The organism is Methylobacterium sp. Leaf465 (genome assembly GCF_001424705.1).
Lineage (GTDB): Bacteria > Pseudomonadota > Alphaproteobacteria > Rhizobiales > Beijerinckiaceae > Methylobacterium.
This window is the reverse complement of the sequence record NZ_LMRA01000009.1, coordinates 1-18,027: the sequence shown is the minus strand read 5'-3', so window position 1 is coordinate 18,027 and position 18,027 is coordinate 1. Positions and strand designations below refer to the sequence as shown.

General features: G+C 71.3%; 17 protein-coding genes. 7 read left to right on the top strand and 10 right to left on the bottom strand.

Annotated elements, in window-relative coordinates; all coding sequences use genetic code 11:
• The first annotated feature begins 324 nt into the window (after window positions 1-324).
• Entirely contained in the window at window positions 325-576 is a 252-nt protein-coding gene (locus tag ASG51_RS07825; protein WP_056350306.1) for a hypothetical protein, read from the top strand.
• Between the two features lie 17 nt (window positions 577-593).
• A complete protein-coding gene (locus tag ASG51_RS07820; protein WP_056380057.1) occupies window positions 594-1,379 on the top strand; it encodes an endonuclease/exonuclease/phosphatase family protein in 786 nt (261 codons plus the stop codon).
• Here the strand turns inward: ASG51_RS07820 and ASG51_RS07815 are convergent.
• Window positions 1,346-3,577 (bottom strand): VTT domain-containing protein, encoded by a 2,232-nt coding sequence (locus ASG51_RS07815; protein WP_156389619.1) that lies wholly within the window; start codon window positions 3,575-3,577, stop codon window positions 1,346-1,348. The two genes, ASG51_RS07820 and ASG51_RS07815, sit on opposite strands and share 34 nt — an antisense overlap.
• 837 nt (window positions 3,578-4,414) lie before the next feature.
• Between ASG51_RS07815 and ASG51_RS07805 the strand changes: the two genes are divergently transcribed.
• The 3 genes from ASG51_RS07805 (at window position 4,415) to ASG51_RS07795 (ending at window position 7,743) form a co-directional block, all read left to right on the top strand.
• Window positions 4,415-4,669: a hypothetical protein gene (locus ASG51_RS07805; RefSeq protein WP_056217382.1), complete on the top strand. Its 255-nt coding sequence runs from the start codon at window positions 4,415-4,417 to the stop codon at window positions 4,667-4,669.
• Window positions 4,670-5,135: 466 nt separating this feature from the next.
• Window positions 5,136-6,860: an EAL domain-containing protein gene (locus tag ASG51_RS07800; RefSeq protein WP_056217384.1), complete on the top strand. Its 1,725-nt coding sequence runs from the start codon at window positions 5,136-5,138 to the stop codon at window positions 6,858-6,860.
• A 43-nt stretch (window positions 6,861-6,903) separates the two neighbouring features.
• Window positions 6,904-7,743, top strand: coding sequence for a BLUF domain-containing protein (locus tag ASG51_RS07795; protein ID WP_056380054.1), 840 nt, complete (start codon window positions 6,904-6,906; stop codon window positions 7,741-7,743).
• 268 nt (window positions 7,744-8,011) lie between these two features.
• Here the strand turns inward: ASG51_RS07795 and ASG51_RS25330 are convergent, their stop codons facing one another.
• Together ASG51_RS25330 and ASG51_RS07790 are read right to left on the bottom strand one after the other, a co-directional pair.
• Window positions 8,012-8,143 carry a hypothetical protein gene (locus ASG51_RS25330; RefSeq protein WP_274534738.1) on the bottom strand — a complete coding sequence of 44 codons (132 nt, stop codon included), beginning with the start codon at window positions 8,141-8,143 and terminating at the stop codon, window positions 8,012-8,014.
• Window positions 8,143-8,433, bottom strand: a complete 291-nt coding sequence (locus ASG51_RS07790) for a hypothetical protein (RefSeq protein WP_056380052.1) — start codon at window positions 8,431-8,433, stop codon at window positions 8,143-8,145. Before ASG51_RS07790 ends, ASG51_RS25330 begins: the two co-directional genes overlap by 1 nt.
• A 137-nt stretch (window positions 8,434-8,570) precedes the next feature.
• On the opposite strand from ASG51_RS07790, the gene ASG51_RS07785 reads away from it, so the two are divergent.
• Together ASG51_RS07785 and ASG51_RS07780 are read left to right on the top strand one after the other, a co-directional pair.
• Window positions 8,571-9,404, top strand: a complete 834-nt coding sequence (locus tag ASG51_RS07785) for a DUF6502 family protein (protein ID WP_056269487.1) — start codon at window positions 8,571-8,573, stop codon at window positions 9,402-9,404.
• A gap of 11 nt (window positions 9,405-9,415) precedes the next feature.
• A complete protein-coding gene (locus tag ASG51_RS07780; RefSeq protein WP_056380051.1) occupies window positions 9,416-10,702 on the top strand; it encodes a DUF5666 domain-containing protein in 1,287 nt (428 codons plus the stop codon).
• Window positions 10,703-10,741: 39 nt separating this feature from the next.
• On the opposite strand, the gene ASG51_RS07775 is transcribed toward ASG51_RS07780, so the two are convergent.
• From ASG51_RS07775 to ASG51_RS07745, 7 genes are all read right to left on the bottom strand, one after another.
• Window positions 10,742-11,446: a phosphorylase gene (locus ASG51_RS07775; protein ID WP_056380050.1), complete on the bottom strand. Its 705-nt coding sequence runs from the start codon at window positions 11,444-11,446 to the stop codon at window positions 10,742-10,744.
• A gap of 52 nt (window positions 11,447-11,498) precedes the next feature.
• Window positions 11,499-13,496: a squalene--hopene cyclase gene (gene shc / locus ASG51_RS07770; RefSeq protein WP_056217401.1), complete on the bottom strand. Its 1,998-nt coding sequence runs from the start codon at window positions 13,494-13,496 to the stop codon at window positions 11,499-11,501.
• A 39-nt stretch (window positions 13,497-13,535) separates the two neighbouring features.
• Complete coding sequence (gene hpnE / locus ASG51_RS07765) at window positions 13,536-14,840, bottom strand: hydroxysqualene dehydroxylase HpnE (protein ID WP_056217404.1); 1,305 nt, start codon at window positions 14,838-14,840, stop codon at window positions 13,536-13,538.
• Window positions 14,840-15,694 carry a presqualene diphosphate synthase HpnD gene (hpnD, locus tag ASG51_RS07760; RefSeq protein WP_056380048.1) on the bottom strand — a complete coding sequence of 285 codons (855 nt, stop codon included), beginning with the start codon at window positions 15,692-15,694 and terminating at the stop codon, window positions 14,840-14,842. The genes hpnE and hpnD overlap by 1 nt, the downstream gene beginning before the upstream one ends.
• Window positions 15,691-16,602: a squalene synthase HpnC gene (gene hpnC / locus ASG51_RS07755; RefSeq protein WP_056380045.1), complete on the bottom strand. Its 912-nt coding sequence runs from the start codon at window positions 16,600-16,602 to the stop codon at window positions 15,691-15,693. The genes hpnD and hpnC overlap by 4 nt, the downstream gene beginning before the upstream one ends.
• Window positions 16,602-17,624 carry a hopanoid-associated sugar epimerase gene (hpnA, locus tag ASG51_RS07750; RefSeq protein ID WP_056217413.1) on the bottom strand — a complete coding sequence of 341 codons (1,023 nt, stop codon included), beginning with the start codon at window positions 17,622-17,624 and terminating at the stop codon, window positions 16,602-16,604. The genes hpnC and hpnA overlap by 1 nt, the downstream gene beginning before the upstream one ends.
• A gap of 162 nt (window positions 17,625-17,786) precedes the next feature.
• A partial coding sequence (locus ASG51_RS07745) for a transketolase C-terminal domain-containing protein (RefSeq protein ID WP_277996200.1) occupies window positions 17,787-18,027 on the bottom strand: 241 nt, incomplete at its 5' end.

Below are 18,027 nucleotides of genomic sequence, written 5' to 3'. Positions count from 1 at the left end.
CTCCGCGCCGTCCACGCCGAAGCCGCGGACCCGCCACCGCCCATCGACCGGGCCATTTCATGCCCAAAAATCGGTCAATAGCCACGAATCGGTCAAGTCCCAACCCAACGTGGTCGAAACGCAGCGGCGGGTGCATTCGGATGACACGGCCCGGATGCTCGTGTCGGGCCCGGGGGACGCTCCCCGAGCGCGGGCGCCGCTCCATATAATTTACTATCAGGCACTCGACGGAGCCGGCCCGCCGGTGCCTGGGCTCGGCGCGGGGCGTGCACCACGCCCGGTTCGTGCTGGGCCGATCGTCACCGAGGACCCAGGGAGTTCGACATGGCCGATCTCGACCACACGCTGCAGCGCTTCCAAGGCCTCCTGCTGGCCGAACAGCCCGTCGCGATCGGCGAGGCCGAGGACGCGATCTGGGCGTATCTCTCCCAGGCCCAGGGCCTGTCCGCCCAGGTCGAGGCCCTGGAGCGGCTGCAGGAGGCGGTGAGGCCGTGGGACAGCCACTCGCCGTTCCTGCCGCAATTGCGGGCCGCCCTCGACCGGCATCGCACCCGCCTGGCCGAGCCCTCGGCCTGACGGAGGTCGCCCCGCCCTTGCGCCTCCTCAGCTACAACATCCGCCACGGCCGCGGCACCGACGGGCGCGTCGACCTGGAGCGCGTGGCCCGTGCCATCCGGTCGAGCCACGCCGACATCGTCGCGCTGCAGGAGGTCGATCTCGGCCGTGCCCGGACCGGCGGCGTCGACCAGGCCCAGGCCCTCGCCCGGCAGCTCGGCCTCCGGGCTCATTTCCACGCCGCGCTCCAGGTCGAGACGGAGCGTTACGGCGACGCGATCCTCACGCGGCATCCCTCCCGCCTCATCAGGGCCGGGGGCCTGCCGGGGCTCGCCGGTCGGCCCGGTCTCGAGCCGAGGGGCGCCCTGTGGGTGGAGGTCGCGTGCGACGGACACCGCCTTCAGGTCCTCAACACCCATCTCGGCCTCGTCGCGGCGGAGCAGAAAGGGCAGCTGGCGGCGCTGCTCGGTCCCGACTGGCTCGCGGCGGCATCGGCGGCGGGACCGGTGGTCCTGGCGGGCGACTTCAACGCGACGCCGTGGTCGCGAGCCTACCGTCAACTGACCGCGCGGCTCAGCGACGCCCGCGCAATCGCGCGCAGCCGGGCGGGGCGCGCGACCTTCCCCAGCCGCTATCCGGTGCTGCGCCTCGACCACGTCTTCGTCGGCCCCGGCCTCCGGGTGGACCACGTGGCGGTGCTGCGCGACGGTGACGCGCGTCGCGCGTCCGATCATCTCCCGCTCCTGGCCACGCTGGATTTCGCCGCGCCGCCGCGGGCGGTGCGGCGGCCTCAGGACACGCCGGCCGCCGCCCCCGAGGCCTGAGTCGCGGGGGCCTCTGCGGGTTGCTCGCCCCGCCGGACCTGATCCAGGGCGCCGGTCCGGCGCCAGGGCCGCCAGGCGTCGCGCACGCTCGCGGGGTCGCCGAGATGCCAAGACTCCACCACGCGCGCCAGGGCGCCGCGGGGTGAGGGCACCACCGGGCAGAGCCGGCGGGGCGCCACCAGGGCGGGGTCGTCGAGCACTGCGCGCAGGGAGCCGCGCCGGCGCACGGCCTCCTCGAAGATATCGCGCGGGCAGCCCGCATGGTGCGCGAGCAGGCCGTCCCGCAGCCGCAGGATGGCGGATCGCAGGAGGGGCGCGTCCTCGGCCGGCAGGACCTCGAGGGCGAGGTCGCACTCGCTGTCGTAGCCGAGGGAGCGGTTGTTGAGATTGGTCGACCCGACACGCACCAGGCGATCGTCGAAGATGCCGACCTTGGAATGCACGAGGATCGGGCGTCCCTCCGGCGTATGCGGCGCCAGGATGCGGAGGCGGTCGTGGCGGTCGGCCGCCCGAAGCTTGTGGATCAGTCCCCGCCGGGCGCTGTCCATGGTCAGCCGGTCGAAGGCGTTCGGGCTGCGCTCGGCCACCACGATGATGATTTCCGGTCCCTCGGCCTCGCCGAGGCGCTCCATCAGCGCGTCGCCGATCAGGGGCGATGTGAGGTACTGGTTCTCCAGGTAGATGACGCGGGCGGCGCCCCGGATGGCGGCAGCGTACAACGCGGCGTTCTCTTGCAAAGCCACGCGCTTCCGGCCGGCGGGCCGGGTGCGCGACAGGGCGACCGACATGTCCCTGAGGAGCGGGGTCACGGTGGCCGGCCAGGGCGTGCCGTCCCGCGCGGGCGGGGGCATCAGCCGCTCGCCGGTTGCATCGAGCCAGCGTTGGCGCGCAAGGTCCCCCAGGGCGGCCGCCGCCGGACCGTCGACCGCCATCATGATGTCGTGGCGCGGCGGATAGGCCTCGCCGTTCGGGAGGCGCCGGCGCGGATCGCCGTCCCGGTGGGCCGGCGTGTCCCAGCGATTGGCCTCGAAGTCGCCGCCGCCGCAAAAGGCCATCGCATCGTCGACGACGAGGATCTTCTGGTGCTGGCAGGCGCCGAAGGGCAGCGTCGCATCGACCCGGTACGTGATGCCGGGACCGAGCAGGGCGCGGACCGCCGCGGGCGTCAGGTCCCGTCCGGCCGAGAGCGGCCACGGCATGTCCCAGATCAGAAGATGGATCGCGAGGTCCGGCCGGCAGGTGCGCAGGCTCTGGAGGAGGTCCGCCAGGGTTTCCCCCTCCGGGGCATGGCTCCCATCCGGCGCGAGGCGCAGGCGCGGGTCGAAACTCCAGCCGATCAGCAGGACGGAGTGGCGCGCCGCCAGCATGGCGCTGCGGGCGGCCGCGAAATACGCGGCGCCGTCATGAAGCACGGCGACCCGATGGGCCTGCTCGATGCGCCAGCAGGTCTGGCCCGGCCGCAGCCAGCGCCCCTCGGGGCGGGGTGGCCCCGGCGCGGGGGGGCCGGGCGCCCGGGAGGCTCGCGAAGCCGGATGCAGTCCGCGCGCGGCGAGCTTCGCCTGCACCCGGCGACGCGTCACCGCGACGGCGGCGAGGGTCGCGGCCAGGCCGAGCCCCAGTGGAATCCAGTGGGCGGCCGAGTCGGCCGCCGTCCGGCCGATCACGCCGAGATAAACGCAGAGAATCGTCCCGGGGATCATGCCGAGGAGGGTCGAGACGAGGAAGTCCCGCATGCGGACGCGCGTCAGGCCGAGGATGTAGTTCTGCGCATTGAAGGGCACGAAGGGACTGACCCGCATCAGGGTCAGCAACTGCCATCCGCCGTCGCCCACCGCCTCCATCGTGGCAACCATCGCGGGACGCCGGGCGATGACGCGCTCGACGCGCTGCCTCAGGACGGATCGCGCCGCGAAAAACGCCAGGACCGAGCCGATCGTCGCCGCTGCGAGGACGATCGGCAGGGACCACCATCCAAAGGCCAGTGCGCCGGCGATCGTCAGCGGCGTGCCCGGGATCACCAGCAGCGTGGCCAGGATGAAGAGGGCCGCGAAGGCGACGGGACCGAGGGGGCCGAGTCCTGCCGTCCAGGCGCCGAAGGCCTGGAGCCAGTCCTGAACCGGCAGGAGGAACCAGACGGCAGCCGTTGCCGCCAGACCGAGCAGGATGAGAAGCCAGGAGCGCATAACGGTTGATGTCAAACGGCCGCGCTCGCGTCACGCCGAAAATCGATGAACGCTCCGCTTCTCCGGCTTCGTCTCACCGCGTCTCCCGTTCCCCCGGCTGTTCCGGCACGGTCACACAGAATGCTTCGCGCGTCGAAGCGATGCGCTGCAGCATCCACCTTTGCACCCTCGCGGCGCATCCGCTATCGCTCGCGCACCCCGCCCACCGGCTGGCCGGACGATCAGGCCATGCGCCGCGAGCCCGGCGATGGGGCGCGACAACGCAGGATTCAAAAGCCATTCCCCAGGATGCCGAGATCACCTTCCGCGGCCGTGGGCGCGGCGTCCTCTGCGACGGGGGACTTCGGCTCGTGGTCTGCCCGCTCTGCTCCCAGGCGAACACCCCGCGCGGGGCAGAGGCCGGCCGATGCGCCTGGTGCGCCTACGTCCCCTCCCTCGACGACGTGGAGCCTGCGCGCGCGAAGGATCCGTCGCACGCCGACGATTAGGCCCGGGGGCGCGGTGCATCCGCCCGCCTCGATCGGGCGCCGATCGGCCGCCTCGGCCAGCGTCACCCAGCAGCGCTGAGCGCTCCGCATCGCCGCCAGGGTCTCGTGGCTTTGGGGGAGGCCGTCGCCTGCGACGCGGTCGAGACACATGGGAAGTCAGCGAGCGAGCCCCCAGTCACCCGAGTGATCCCGCCGATCCCGTCGGCCTCTCGAATGTGCACGTGGGTCGTGCGCTTCAGGAACTCGGGCGCCGAGGCGTGATTGAACACAAGGGTGGGACGCGGAAGCTCCGCAATCGTCAGCCTCTGAAATCGATGGCGGAATTTAATCCGAAGTCCCTGTACCTGGGAACGCTGGCCACGGCATGACCATGAAACTCCAGCCCGTTCAGATCGCGACGGGCAGCAATGACCGCGAGAGCCGGTTGGTTTTCGAGGATGGGATTCTCGTCGCCGTGCTCGTCCAGCTCTCCAGCGAGCATGACTCCGAGGCGGGACATTGGTTTCTGGAGGCGGGCTTCGGGTGCGTGGAGGATCCGCATGCGCCGATCTTCGCGGATCTCGACGAAGCGCAGGCTTGGATTGCCCGGCAATTGTCGGAGGGCCGATCCTTCGGCTGAGACGGCCCGCGTTCGCGCGTCGTCTCGATCACACCGCGTTGCGGATCGCGACGGAAAGGTGTTCGTGCGTGGCGATCCTCCATGGCGTTGATGTGTGTGAATGTGTGGTCCGCAATCGTCGGACATGGTTCCCCCGTCGCGCCGTCTTCGGATCGACCGGGTCTCGCCGATGCCTTGCCCCCCGATCGTGTCGGCGAGACCATTCGAACGCTGAAGCACAGAGAACGATAAAGTGTAGAATCGTTACCTTCAGACAGGTGACGATAGTTTGTAATGCTCGCTTCCATCGCCGCTGATCCTGCGGGATCGGGTGGGGTCTGGACGGCGTAGTGCTGTACGACAGCCTCCTTCATCGGCGATGATTTTCGGATCTGAAAATCCGTGGTGCAAGAACCTATAATTTACTTTCAGGGCTCTATTCTCTCCGTGCTGGCGCACCCCGGATGCGCACCGGAGCGGCGACGTGATGCAGGCAGTCCAGGTTCTGGCGAGACCGGAGACGATTCCAGGGCCGGCTGAGGCCGCCCTCGGTCTGGCGCCGTATCTCGACGTGGTGCGACAGGGGTTCATCGTGTTCGAGCGGGGCCGGCTGGTCCTCTGCACCGGGCCGGCGCGGGAGCTTGTGGGTGGGTTCGGCCTGCCCGATCGTCCCAGTCTCCGTCAGGCCCTGCACACCCTCTGCCGCCTCCTGCCCCTCCGCAGGAACGCCTTGTTCGCCCAGGTGCGGCGCGCCCTGGAGCGCTGCGAGGGCCTTGCCTTCGAGATCCTGCGCGCGGGGTTGACGCTCGAGATCGGCATCCAGCCCTTCGGCCCCTCCCGCGGGGCCTGCCAGGGTTGGACCATCACCGTCGAAGACGTCACCCTGCGCCGCGCCGCCGAGATTGCCGCCAGCGAGCGGGCGCGCCTCGACCCCCTGACCGGCCTGCCGAACCGCCTCCACCTGCGCGAACGCCTTGAGGATGCGCTCGTCCAGGTGGAGACCTCCGACGGCACCTGCGCAGTGCTTCTGGTGGACCTGGACCGGTTCAAGCCCGTCAACGACACCCTGGGTCACGCCATCGGCGATGCGCTCCTCGCCAAGGTCGCCGACCGCCTCAGTGCCACGCTCCGTCCCAGCGACACGGTCGCCCGCATCGGGGGAGACGAGTTCGTCGTGGTTCAGCACGGCGTGACGGACCTCGAGGAGACACGCGTCCTGGCGCGCCGCATCGTCGACCTGATCGGCCGCACCTACATGATCGAGGGGCAACTGCTCACCATCGGCGCCAGCGTCGGCGTGGCCGTGGCGCCCCGCGACGGGACCGACGCGGATCGTCTCCTGAAATGCGCCGATCTCGCCCTCTACCGGGCGAAGCTCGATGGGCGCGGGGCCTTCCGCTTCTTCGAGGCCGAGATGGACGCGCGCATGCAGGCGCGGCGTCGCCTCGAACTCGACATCCGCCAGGCCCTCGGCCGGCGCGAATTCTCTCTCCATTACCAGCCGCAGCTGAATCTCGAGAACGATCGCGTGACCGGCTGCGAGGCGCTGCTGCGCTGGCATCACCCGGAGCGCGGCATGGTCCCCCCGGGGGAGTTCATTCCCCTCGCCGAGGAGATCGGGCTGATCGTCCCGATCGGCGAATGGGTCATCCGCCAGGCCTGCCGCGATGCCGTGACGTGGCCCGCGGCGATCACCGTCGCGGTGAACGTGTCGCCCGCGCAGTTCAAGGGCGATCGTCTCGTCGAGGTCATCGTCTCCGCACTGGCAGGTTCCGGACTCCCCGCGAGCCGCCTGGAGATCGAGATCACCGAGGGCGTGCTGCTCCAGGAGAACGAGCGCACCCTGCGGACCCTGCACCGGCTGCGGGCCCTCGGCATCCGCGTCTCCATGGACGATTTCGGGACCGGGTACTCCTCCCTGAGCTACCTGCGCTCGTTCCCCTTCGACAAGATCAAGATCGATCGCTCCTTCGTGGCCGACATCACCCAGAAGCCGGACGGAGACGCGGTGATCCGCGCGATCGCGGGTCTCGGGCGCAGTCTCGGCATGACCACCGTCGCCGAGGGCGTCGAGACCGAGGACCAGATGCGCCGCATCCGCGCCGAGGGCTGCACCGACGTCCAGGGCTACCTGGTGAGCCGTCCAATTCCGGCCGAGGCGCTCCTGGCCCTCTTCACCGACCTCGGTCCGCACGGCCTCGCCCAGGCGTGAGGCGGCCGCCCCCGACCCTGTTCCCCCTTTCCGGAGATCGGAAATGAGCGACCTCTACCGTCTCGTCTATGCCAGCAAGAACCTGCTTCAGGTGCCCGACGCCGAAGCGAGCCACGCGGTGGCGCAGATCCTCGAGACCTCGCAGCGGAACAACGCCGAGGTCGGCGTGACCGGCGCCCTGATGTTCAACGGCGGCGCCTTCGCGCAGGTGCTGGAAGGCCCGCGCCAGGGGGTGGAGCGGACCTTCGAGCGGATCCAGCGCGATCAGCGGCACGGCGACGTCACGGTTCTCGAATGCGGGCCGACCGAGGCGCGGGGCTTCGCGAACTGGTCCATGGCCTTCGTTGGTCAGGCCGAGACCGGACAGACGCTGTGGAGCGATCTCGCCCGCGAGAGCGGGTTCGACCTGTCCCGCCTCGATGGCGACGCCGTGTTCCGGATGCTCCACGGTCTGGTGATCGAGGAGGAGGGCATTCCCGCCTCCGCGCCGGTGCCCGTCGATCCGGGCACCGCGGACGCCCCCGCGGCGGCTCCGGCGCCCGACAGGACCGGTCTCGACGTCGACCGTCTCCGCGCGGAGGTGGCCGACCTGCGTCCGGTCAACCCGCCCGGACCAGCCGGCCATCCCGCCGCGTCCGATCACGCCGCGCTGGTGGTGCTGCGGGAGGCGTTGGCTCAGGAGCGGCGCCGGACCACGGCGTTGCGCGAGGAGATCGACGACCTGCGCATCGCGCGGGCACAGGACAGCGCCGCGGTCGAGGCCCTCCGCCAGGAGCGCGACATCTGGGTGGAGCGCGCCCGCTGCCTGGCCTCGGCCCTGTGCCGCGAGGCCGAGGCGGTCCGCAGGTCGCCCGTCGTCGCGGCGTCCGTCCGAGCCGCGTGACGGGGCCGGGACGCAGGTCGAGCGGGTCAGGCGCGTCGATGCGCTTCCGCCGGCCTGCCACCCGGCCGGCCGATCAGCGCGCGCCACCAGGCGGAGAAGGTTCGCGCGTCGGCGAGCCGTGTCCGAAGAGGCCGGCGACGGGGTAGGCAGGCCTGCAGCGACGGGCTCAGGCGGGGATCGGCGCGATACATCGGGCGTGCTGCGATTCGTCTGTGATGGCGGTGGCCGGAAGGGGGTGTCGGGATCGGGGCGCCGATGACCGTGAGCCTCAGCCCTGGAGGCCGAGGATCAGCAGGACGACGGTGGCGACCGCCGGAACGGCGCAGAGGAGCAGGTCGACGATCAGGCGCGGTTGTCGAGGATCCGACCGGCTGGGGGAACGGCGCGCGACGCCGGACATCAGTTCGCCCTAGAAAGGTCGGACGCCGCAACCATCCGACGGGGCGCAGCGAGGCGGGTGGCGGCGACCCGCGGCATCTCCGTCGCCGCCGTCACGTCCTTTGCCGCCGATAGCGTCCGCTGGCCCGCGGATCCGAGGACGAGGGTGCCCAGAGCCACGACCGCCAGGACGGCCAAGCCGCGCGCGAGGGGGGCCAGCGGCCGGGCCGCCGGACCTGCGGAGCGCATCGGCGCGCCCGCCCGCAGCGGCGGCAAGGCGTCCGTGGGATAAAGGGGCCTCAACTCGGCCATGGCGGAACTCCGACCTGAACTCACGACCTCGTTTTTACGTGGGTAAATTTCCCACGTCAATCAGAGTCGATGGAGATCGGGTGTCGGGACGCACGCCGTGGGATTGTCTCCCACAGCCCGGCGGCTATGGTGTGCGCATGGCCGATCCGACCGAGACACCTTCCGAGGGGGCGAACCTCCACGCCCCCGTCGCGCGTCTGCTCCGGCCGCTCGTGCGCCTCTTCGTGGCACGGGGCATCACCTTTCCGGCGCTCACCACGCTCCTGCGCGAACTCTACGTGAACGTCGCCGAGTACGACTTCGCGCTGCCGGGCAAGGAGCAGACCGACAGTCGGGTCAGCCTGCTGACCGGGATTCACCGCAAGGAGGTCAGCCGCCTGCGCGGCGCCGGCGCCCCCGTCAGCGCCGTGCCGTCCTCCGTGTCGCGGACCAGCCGGATCATCGCGCGCTGGCTCGCCGATCCCGCCTTTACGGACCCGGACGGCCAACCCCGGCCCCTGACGCGGGCGAGCGACGGGAAGGGCCCGTCCTTCGAGGATCTCGTCGCGGCCGTGACCCGCGATCTGCGCCCCCGCGCCGTTCTCGACGAGTGGCTCGACCGGGGACTCGTGGTCGCCGATGCCGACGGGCACATCGTCCTCGCGGAGGCGGCCTACGTGCCGAAGGGCGGTGGGGAGTCGCAGCTCTATTACTTCGGCCGCAACCTGCACGACCACATCGCCGCGAGCGTCGCCAACATCACTGCGCCGACCCCGCGCTTCCTCGAGCGCGCGGTTCATTACGACGGCCTGTCGAAGGAGCTGGCCGATCGCCTCGAGGCCCGCGCCCGCGAGATCGCCATGGAGGCGCTGCAGCAGGCCAACCGCGAGGCCCACGCGGCCTGTGAGACCGATGCCGGCGGCGCCCATCGCTGGAATTTCGGCGTCTACGTCTATGCCGAGGATGCGCCGGCCGCGGCGGCGAAGGCGTGAGGACAGCGTCCATGCGCGCACCGAACCGCCGCGACGCCCTGCGCCTGCTCGCCGCGGCGCCCCTCGCGCTGGCGGCCCGCGCCGACCCGCTCCCACCGATCCGCGACCAGGGCATCGGCGGCACCGGCGCACGCCCGAGCCACCCGCCGGGTGACGGATCGGAGTCGGAGGGCGACCGCGGCCTGGGCGGCACGGGCGTGATCGGAACGATCCGCAAGTTCGGATCGATCATCGTCAACGACCTGCGCATCACCTATCCGCAGGACGTCCCCGTGCGGATCGACGGGCGACCGGCGGCTTTGAGCGACCTTCGGATCGGGCACGTGGTCCGCGTCGTCGCTCTCGAGACCGGCGGCATCCTCGCTACCCGCCGCATCGACGTCACGAGCGAGGTCGTCGGACCGGTCGAGGCCCTCCGGAAGGGCGGACTGACCGTCCTCGGCCAACGGGTCGCCCTGCCGACGACCCAGCGTGACGGATGGAGGGTCGGCGACCGCGTCGCGGTGAGCGGCCTGCGGCGCCCCGACGGCGTCGTCGTCGCCAGTCTGGTGGAACGGCGATCGGAGGGACCCGCGCGGGTGGCCGGTCCGGTCCGACGGGGGCCGGATGGCAGCCCGGCGATCGGCGATCTCCGCCTCGTCGGCGTCGATGCCGGGCAGATCGGACGGCGCGCCATCGTCACGGGCGTTCCGGCGGGGTCGAGCCTTACGGTGACGGGGTTCGAGGAATCGCGCGCCCTGTTCGTTCCGGGCCTGCGCCGCGTCTCCATCGAGGCCTATGTCGGCCGAAATGCCCGGGGTCTCCAGATCGGGTCCGGCCTCGACATCGCCGGTCGGCCCGATCCCGGATTGCCCCGCCGCGGCAGCGTCCGTGCGGTCGTCACCGCCGAGCCGGCCCGTGACGGCCGCCTTGCCGTCGAGAGCCTGCGCATCGACACGCGCGGCACCGAGCGCCCCGGCCCTCAGACGGGTTCCGATCGGGGATCGCTCCCGAGATCCGAGGGCCGTGGTTTCGAGGGGCGCGGCCTCGACGGACGTGGCCTCGACGGACGCATGCCCGGGAGCCAGTCCGGCGGCCCACCGCGCTTCGATATCGATACCCGCTTGCCGTCGGGCGGCGAGCATGCACGCCCCGGGGGTGGGTTCGGGGGTGGACCGGGCGGCATCGAGCGCCCCGGCGGGTTTGAGCGCCCCGGCGGCTTCGGACGTGGTCCGGGGGGAGGGCCCGGGGGGCCGGAAGGGCCGGGCGGCTTCGGCGGTGGCCCCGGACGTGGTCCGGGCGGGCCGGGCGGACGCTGAATCGTCGCCGTCGTGGCGCGCTCTGCGAGAGGCGCGGTGTCAGGCGGCCGGGACGCCGAGGGCCGTTCCGAGGCGGGCCCGGCACCGGGTGAGGCTCTGGAAGGCGCGGCCCGAATCGCGCGCCAGGCGGATCAGGGCGGGGATCTGGCCGGGCTGGCGCGCGATGGCGGCCAACACCGCGCGGATGTCGGGCTCGCCATCGGGCTTGAGCGCCTGCGCGGCGAAGGCCGGGATCGCGCGGTCGGCCGGATCGCAGACGATGCGCAGGGCCGCGAAGGGCAGCCCGTGCCGCGCGGCATAGGCCGCCGCGACGTGAGATTCCATGTCGACGCCGGCGCACCCGGTGGCGGTGCGCAGGGCGGCCTTCGCGGACACGTCGATCACGGCGGCATCGACGCCGGCCAGCACGGCTTCGCGGACGGTCGAGCCCGATCCCGCCAGCGCGCGCATCCAGGCCGCGGCGATGGCCGGATCGGCCGGGTAGCGCTGCGTCGGCGTGACGATGGCGGTGGCGATCAGCACGTCGCCGGGCACCAAGTCCGGATCGAGACCGCCGGCGATGCCGAGACTGACCACGGCGCGGCATCCCGGCTCGTGCCGCGCGGCCAGGAGGGCGCGCAGGCGTTCCGGATCGCCCCCCGCCCCGATTGCGCGAACGCCGGCGCCGGAGGCGAGGCGCGCCTCCTTGGCGAGGCCGGTCACGGCCAGGACGGGGAGGGCACCGGACGTTGCGATCGCGCTCATGCCGTTGCGCGATCGACCGCGAACCGGAGTCTTCGACACAGACGTCTTCGCATCACATGCCGAAGGCGACCGTCCGGGTGTTGCTGCGCTGGAGGTTGCGGTAGCGCGCCATGGCCCAGAGGGGGAAGAACTTCGGGTAGCCGTGGTACCGCAGGTAGAACACCCGCGGGAAGCCGGTCGCGGTGTAGCGCTCCTCGGACCAGAAACCGTCGGCGCCCTGGGTGCGGGTCAGATAGTTGATCCCGCGAGTCACCGCCGGATCGTCGGCCTCGCCGGCCGCCATCAGGGCCAGCAGCGACCAGGCCGTCTGCGAGGCGGTGGAGTAGCCGGGCTCGAAGGCCGGATCGATCTTGTAGGACGAGGCGTCCTCGCCCCAGCCGCCATCGGGGTTCTGGATGCGGATCAGCCAAGCGACGGCCCTGCGGATCTCCGGAGAGGCCGGATCGACGCCGGCCGCGTTCAGGGCGCACAGCACCGACCAGGTGCCGTAGATGAAGTTCATGCCCCAGCGGCCGTACCAGGAGCCGTCCTCCTCCTGGTCGTTCAGGAGGTAGGTGACGCCGCGGTCGAGGGCCTTGGAACTCTCCCGGGTCTCGCCGAGCTGCGCCAGCATCGAGACGACCCGGGCCGTGACGTCGGCCGTGGGCGGATCCAGCAGGGCGCCGTGGTCGGAGAACGGGATGTGATTCAGGTAATGGTGGTTGTTGTCGGCGTCGAAGGCGGCCCAGCCGCCGTCGCTCGACTGCAGGCCCTCGACCCACTCGCGGGCCCGGGCGATGGCGTTGCCGTAATCCGGCACGTCGGCGACGAGGCCGTGCTGGTGCATGGCGCGATCCATCGCCATCACCACCACGGCGGTATCGTCGAGGTCCGGGAAGTGCGGGTTGGCGTACTGGAAGGCCCAGCCGCCGGGGCGGACGTTCGGCCGGCCAGCGGCCCAGTCGCCCTTGATGTCGAGGACTTGGAGCGGCTTCAGCCAGTCGAGGCCGCGCCGGGCCTGATGCTCCGCGTCGGGGCCCCCGGCCTCGAGGAGGGCATGGCCGGCCAGCGCCGTGTCCCAGACCGGGGACAGGCAGGGCTGCACGTAGGCCTCGTGCTCCTTGACGACCACGAGCTTCTCGATCGCCTCGCAGGCGATCCGCACCTGGGGATGGTCGGCCGGGTAGCCGAGCACATCGTACATCAGCACGGTGTTGACCATGGCGGGGAAGATCGCCCCGAGGCCGTCGTCGCCGTTGAGGCGCTCGCTGACCCAGGCCACGGCCTTGTCCGTGGCGCGCGCCCGCGGCGTCTTCGGAAAGTAATCCTGAGAGACCTGCAACATCCGGTCGATGGCACCGAAGATCGGCGTCCAGGGCCAGGTCGCGTGGGGGCTGCCGGGCCAGGTGCGCACGGTCTGCGGCGGGGCGACGAACAGCTCCGGGATGCCGATCCCGCGGGGATTGCGGGCGAGCGGCTTCCTCGCCTGGATCACCAGCATCGGCACGATCACGCAGCGCGCCCAGTACGAGACCTTGTCGAGGTGGAAGGGGAACCACTTCGGCAGATGCATGATCTCGACCGGCATCACCGGCACCGCGCGCCACGGGACCTCGCCGAAGAGGGCCAGGAGGAAGCGGGTGAAGACGTTCGAATTGGCGGCGCCACCGCGGGACAGGATCGCCTCGCGCGCCCGGCGCATGTGCGGGGCTTCGATCGAATCGCCGCTCATCTTCAGGGCGAAATAGGCCTTCACGCTGGCGCTCATGTCGAACGGGCCGTCATGGACCAGGGCCCAGCCGCCGTGCTTGCCCTGCGTGCGGCGCAGGTAGTTGCCGATCTTGGTCTCCAGCTCCGGCGCGATCTCGGTGGCGCGGAACTGGTGGAACATGATGTATTCGGACGGGATCGTCGCGTCGGCCTCGAGCTCGAAGCACAGGTGGCCGTCGGCATGCGACAGCGCCGTCAGCGCCTGGGTCGCGCGCACGACTCCCCGCTCGACATCCTCGAGGGAGATCTCCTGAGTCTTCGGGCGCTGCAGCGCCTCGACCTTCCTGAATGCGTCCCGCATCGTCCTCGCCTCACCGGCCGCGCAGGCGGCCGCCTTATCTCACGCCGCGCCGCGCGCTCGTGCCTGTCCGCACGTGCCGGTCCTCCGGGCGAGGGCCGATGCGGCGGTTGTTCCTGAACGGATGGCTCCCTCGATCGTCGATGGCAGACCGGTCGCGGTCCAATCGCCTGCCAGGACGAGATTCTCGTGGGCCGTGACGGCGCCGGAGCGCCGCGCGGCCTCGGCCGGCGTTGCCGCGAAGGTCGCCCGCTTCTCCTTGACGATCTGCCAGCTGGGCAGTTCGGGTGCAAGACCGGTCAAAGTCACGATTTCGGACCAGATCTGACGTCCCAAATCTTCGCGCGGCACATCCAAGAGGCGATCGGCGCCGCTGATGGTCACGGATAGACGATCCGGATAGGCAAAGAGCCACTCCGTCATTCCGTTCACCACGCCGAGCAGTAACGGCGATCCCGGCGGCGGAATCACAGCAAAATGCGCGTTGACGATGGAGCGGTGGCTCTGCGGCGCCGGCAGGCCCGGCAGCAGGTCGCAGGCGACCCAGGGCGGCAGGGCGAGGACCACCGAGTCCTCGGGGGCGAGCGCGATGGTCTCGTCGCTGAAGACGAGGCCGGCGATCCGGCCGTCCCCGAGGGCGAGGCTGCGCAGGCGGTGGCCGAAGCGCAGCTGCGCGCCGCGCCGGGTCAGATAGTCCACCGCCGGATCGACGAAGGCCGCCGAGAGGCCGCCGACGGCGACCAGCGGCCGGCAGGCCTTTCCGCCGGCCCCCAGGGTCTCGCGCAGGATCGTCGCCGCGAGTCCGGTGTCGCTCTCCTTGGGATCGGTGTTGAGGGCGGCCAGCAGCACCGGGTGCCACAGGCGGTCGTAGAGCATGCCCTCGCAGGCCATGCTCTCGCCGATGGTGCCACCCTGGCCCGGCGCCTTGCCGGCCGCGGCCTTCAGGATGCCCAGGGGCGCGAGGTAGTCGCGCGCCGCCGTACCGGGCACCCGGCGCGAGGCCTGCAGGACCCACCATGGCACGCGCCCCGCGTTGGGGCGCAGGGTCCAGCGCTCACCGGTCTTCAGGTCGGCGAAGGGGAAGGCCGCCTCGTCCGGGCCGGACAGGGCGCTCTCCGGCGCACCGATCGTGCGCATGAAGGCGAGCGCCGAGGTGTTGCCCGACAGGAGCAGGTGGTTGCCGTTGTCGATGGTCAGCCCGAGGGTCGGATCGTAGTACGAACGGCAGCGGCCGCCGGCCTGCTTGGCCGCCTCGTGCACGACGACGCGCGCACCGCGCTCCACCAGTGACACGGCGGCGGACAGCCCGGCGAGACCCGCTCCGACGATGTGGACCGTGCCCACCATCAGACGATCCCGTGTCGGAGGACGACGCCGAGGAGCGCGCGCTTGCTCGGCTTGACGCGGGTGCGGGGCTTCTCCCAGCCGCGGGCCAGGACGGCGTCGAGGTACAACCGATAGGCCGCCGCCATGAGGCGCGGCGCCTTGGTTACCTTGCGCGGGCACTTGGCGATGATGTCCCAGGTCGCCCGGTAATGCGCCTCGGCCTCGCGGGCGACGGCGATGCAGACCTCGCCGATGCGCGGATGGTCGATGGCGGCCTGCGGCGTCGGCGCGGTCAGGCCGATGGCGGCCAGCTTCTCGCGCGGCAGGTAGAGGCGGTTGCGTTCCGCATCCTCGTCGATGTCGCGCAGGATGTTGGTGAGCTGCAGGGCACGGCCTTCATGGTAGGCGAGGGCGATGCCCTCCTTCTCGGCGATTCCGAAGATCCGCACCGACAGGCGGCCGACCGCGCTGGCGACCCGGTCGCAATAGAGGTCGAGGGTGGCCTCGTCGGGCGCGACGATGTCCTCGAAGGCATCCATCGCCATGCCGTCGATCACCGCCTGGAAGTCCTCGCGCAGGAGACCATAGCGGCGGATCGGCACGACGAGGTCCTGCACCCGCGGCGCCGGCCGTCCGGCATAGAGGTCGTCGATGTCGGCGCGCCAGCGGTCGAGCTCCGCGGCGCGCACGGGGGCGGGGCCACCGTCGTCGGCGACGTCGTCGACGGCCCGGCAGAGGGCGTAGACGGCGTACATCGCCGCGCGGCGATCCGGCGGCAGCAGGCGCATCGCCGTGTAGAACGACGAGGATTTCGCCGGAAGGGCGTCGACCGGGGGGGACGCGGTTTCGGCGGCGGGAGACAGGGTTGCGCTCATGCCCGGTTCCCTCGCGCGACCTTCGCGGCCTGAGCCTTCAGGGTCCGGCCTCGCAGGGGTCGGCGCGCCAGGGTCGCGGCGATGCCACCGAACGCGGTCAGGGCAAAGGCGGCCTTGCCGTGATGCACCTTCTCGCTCAAGGGATCGCGCGTCATCAGCCCCTTGCACAGCACGACGGCGAGGCGATGGATGGCCGCGATCTCCAGGCTGAGGCGCAGGTCGGCGATGAGGTCGGGCAGCACCGCGCCCTCGTCGAGCAGCCCCATGGTACGCTGCGCCAGCTCGCGGATGACGCCGCGGAGCGCCGGGGAGGCCTTCTCGGCGGCCAGCTCCGAGATCGCGGCACCATGCGAGTCGAGGGTCTCCTGCGGCAGGTAGACCCGATCGATCTTGCGAAAATCCTTCCCGCAATCCTGAAGGTGGTTGATGATCTGCAGGGCTGCGCAGATCGCGTCCGACGGCCCCCAGACGACGCTGCGATCCTCGCCGTGCACGTCGAGCACGTAGCGGCCGACCGGCATGGCCGACAGGCGGCAATAGGCGATCAGCTCGTCCCAGTCGGCGTAGCGGCTCTTGCGCGCGTCGAGGCGAAAGGCGTCGAGGAGTTCGAGGGCGTGCGTCGGCGCGAGCCCGCGGGCGGCGAGTTCCCGGCGCAGGGGTTCGGCGGCCGAATCGGCCGGGCGGGTGCCCGTCAGGTCGTCGGCCAGGGCGTCGAGAAGCTCGATCTTCCGCTCCGACGTCAGGCCCGTATGGTCGGCGACGTCGTCGCCGGCGCGCACGAAATCGTAGAACGCCAGGATCGCGCCGCGATGCTTCGGATGGATCAGGTGCGACGCGACGGGGAAGTTCTCGTCGCGGTAGCCCTTGCCGGTGCGCGCCTCGGTGGCTGTCTGGATCGTCGTGCTCATCACAGGCGTCCTTCCTGGCGGAACCAGGCGATCGCGTCGGACAGGCCCTCGCGGTAGGGCCGGGCGGTATAGCCGAGCTCGGCCCGCGCCTTCGCGTCGGAGAAGAACATCCGGTAGCGGGACATCCGGATGCCGTCGATCGTGGCGAAGGGCGCCTTGCCGGTGAAGCGGGCGATCTGCTCGGAGACGAAGGCGATCGGGTAGACCACCGCCCGCGGCAGGTTCACCGTCGGGGGCCTGCGGCCGACCATGCCGGCAATGTCCGCCAGCATCTGCGACAGGAGCACGTTCTCACCACCGAGGATGTAGCGCTCGCCGATCCGGCCGTGCCGGAGGGCCAGCAGGTGGCCGGCGGCGACGTCGTCCACGTGGGCGAGGTTCAGTCCGGTATCGACGAAGGCCGGCATCCGGCCCAAGGCGGCTTCCAGGATGATGCGGCCGGTCGGGGTCGGCTTGACGTCGCGCGGGCCGATCGGCGTCGAGGGATTGACGATGACCACGGGCAGGCCGTTGCGGGCGGCCATCTCCTCGACCACGCGCTCGGAGACGACCTTGCTGCGCTTGTAGGCGCCGATGGCCGTGGCGGGGGTGAGGGGACGGGTCTCGTCGGCCGAAGCGCCGTCGTCGTGCGGCTTGATGGTGGCGACGCTCGACGTATAGACGACGCGCTCGATGCCGGCCCGCAGGGCCTCCTCCATCAGGATCACGGCGCCGTCGCGGTTGGTGGCGACGATCTCCTCCGGATCCGGAGCCCAGAGGCGATAGTCGGCGGCCGCGTGGACGAGATAGCGCTGGCCCTGGAGAGCCCGTGCCACCGCCGCACGATCGCGCATGTCGCCTTCGACGATCTCGACGTCGGTCCAGGTCAGGTTGGTGCGCGGCGAGGTGGCCCGGACCATGATCCGGACGGGGAAGCCGGCCTTGCGGAAGACGTCGACCAGGGCCGCTCCCAGGAAACCGCTCGCGCCCGTGATGAGAACCGGGCCGGCATCGAACGGGCCGGAAGGGGTCGCCTGTGGCATTTCTCTCGTAAGGGTCTGAGGATCTTGTGCGTGCGCGGAGCCCGAAGCGGACTTCGGACCCGAGGATGGCGCGCTTTTGTCATCGAAACCGGTGTCGGACAAGCGCAACGGGGACACACCCGGGCCGCAAAGCCCGGATGCTCCGTGCGTCCGCCCGGCGGCTCACGCGAGCCGCAGGCGTCCCGACTGTCCGGCCTTCCGCTCGGGGAGGGCGTTCTTGACGGTCTGGAGGATGCCGGCGGCGTCGAGGCCGGCCTCGGCGTACATGGCGTCCGGCGCGTTGTGGTCCTGGTAGGTGTCCGGCAGCGTCAGCGTGCGCACCCGGACCCGGCCCGCATCCAGCGCCCCCCGCTCGGCCAGCAGGTGCAGCACCATGGCGCCGAAGCCCATGGCGCCGAAGCCC

Coding starts and splice junctions, on each gene's coding strand:
- ASG51_RS07785 (WP_056269487.1), top strand. CDS start 8,571: ATGGCCGATCCGACCGAGACACCTTCCGAGGGGGCGAACCTCCACGCC.
- hpnE (WP_056217404.1), bottom strand. CDS start 14,840: ATGGTGGGCACGGTCCACATCGTCGGAGCGGGTCTCGCCGGGCTGTCC.
- shc (WP_056217401.1), bottom strand. CDS start 13,496: ATGCGGGACGCATTCAGGAAGGTCGAGGCGCTGCAGCGCCCGAAGACT.
- hpnC (WP_056380045.1), bottom strand. CDS start 16,602: ATGAGCACGACGATCCAGACAGCCACCGAGGCGCGCACCGGCAAGGGC.
- hpnD (WP_056380048.1), bottom strand. CDS start 15,694: ATGAGCGCAACCCTGTCTCCCGCCGCCGAAACCGCGTCCCCCCCGGTC.
- ASG51_RS07825 (WP_056350306.1), top strand. CDS start 325: ATGGCCGATCTCGACCACACGCTGCAGCGCTTCCAAGGCCTCCTGCTG.
- ASG51_RS07795 (WP_056380054.1), top strand. CDS start 6,904: ATGAGCGACCTCTACCGTCTCGTCTATGCCAGCAAGAACCTGCTTCAG.
- ASG51_RS07800 (WP_056217384.1), top strand. CDS start 5,136: ATGCAGGCAGTCCAGGTTCTGGCGAGACCGGAGACGATTCCAGGGCCG.
- ASG51_RS07790 (WP_056380052.1), bottom strand. CDS start 8,433: ATGGCCGAGTTGAGGCCCCTTTATCCCACGGACGCCTTGCCGCCGCTG.
- hpnA (WP_056217413.1), bottom strand. CDS start 17,624: ATGCCACAGGCGACCCCTTCCGGCCCGTTCGATGCCGGCCCGGTTCTC.
- ASG51_RS25330 (WP_274534738.1), bottom strand. CDS start 8,143: ATGTCCGGCGTCGCGCGCCGTTCCCCCAGCCGGTCGGATCCTCGACAA.
- ASG51_RS07775 (WP_056380050.1), bottom strand. CDS start 11,446: ATGAGCGCGATCGCAACGTCCGGTGCCCTCCCCGTCCTGGCCGTGACC.
- ASG51_RS07805 (WP_056217382.1), top strand. CDS start 4,415: ATGACCATGAAACTCCAGCCCGTTCAGATCGCGACGGGCAGCAATGAC.
- ASG51_RS07780 (WP_056380051.1), top strand. CDS start 9,416: ATGCGCGCACCGAACCGCCGCGACGCCCTGCGCCTGCTCGCCGCGGCG.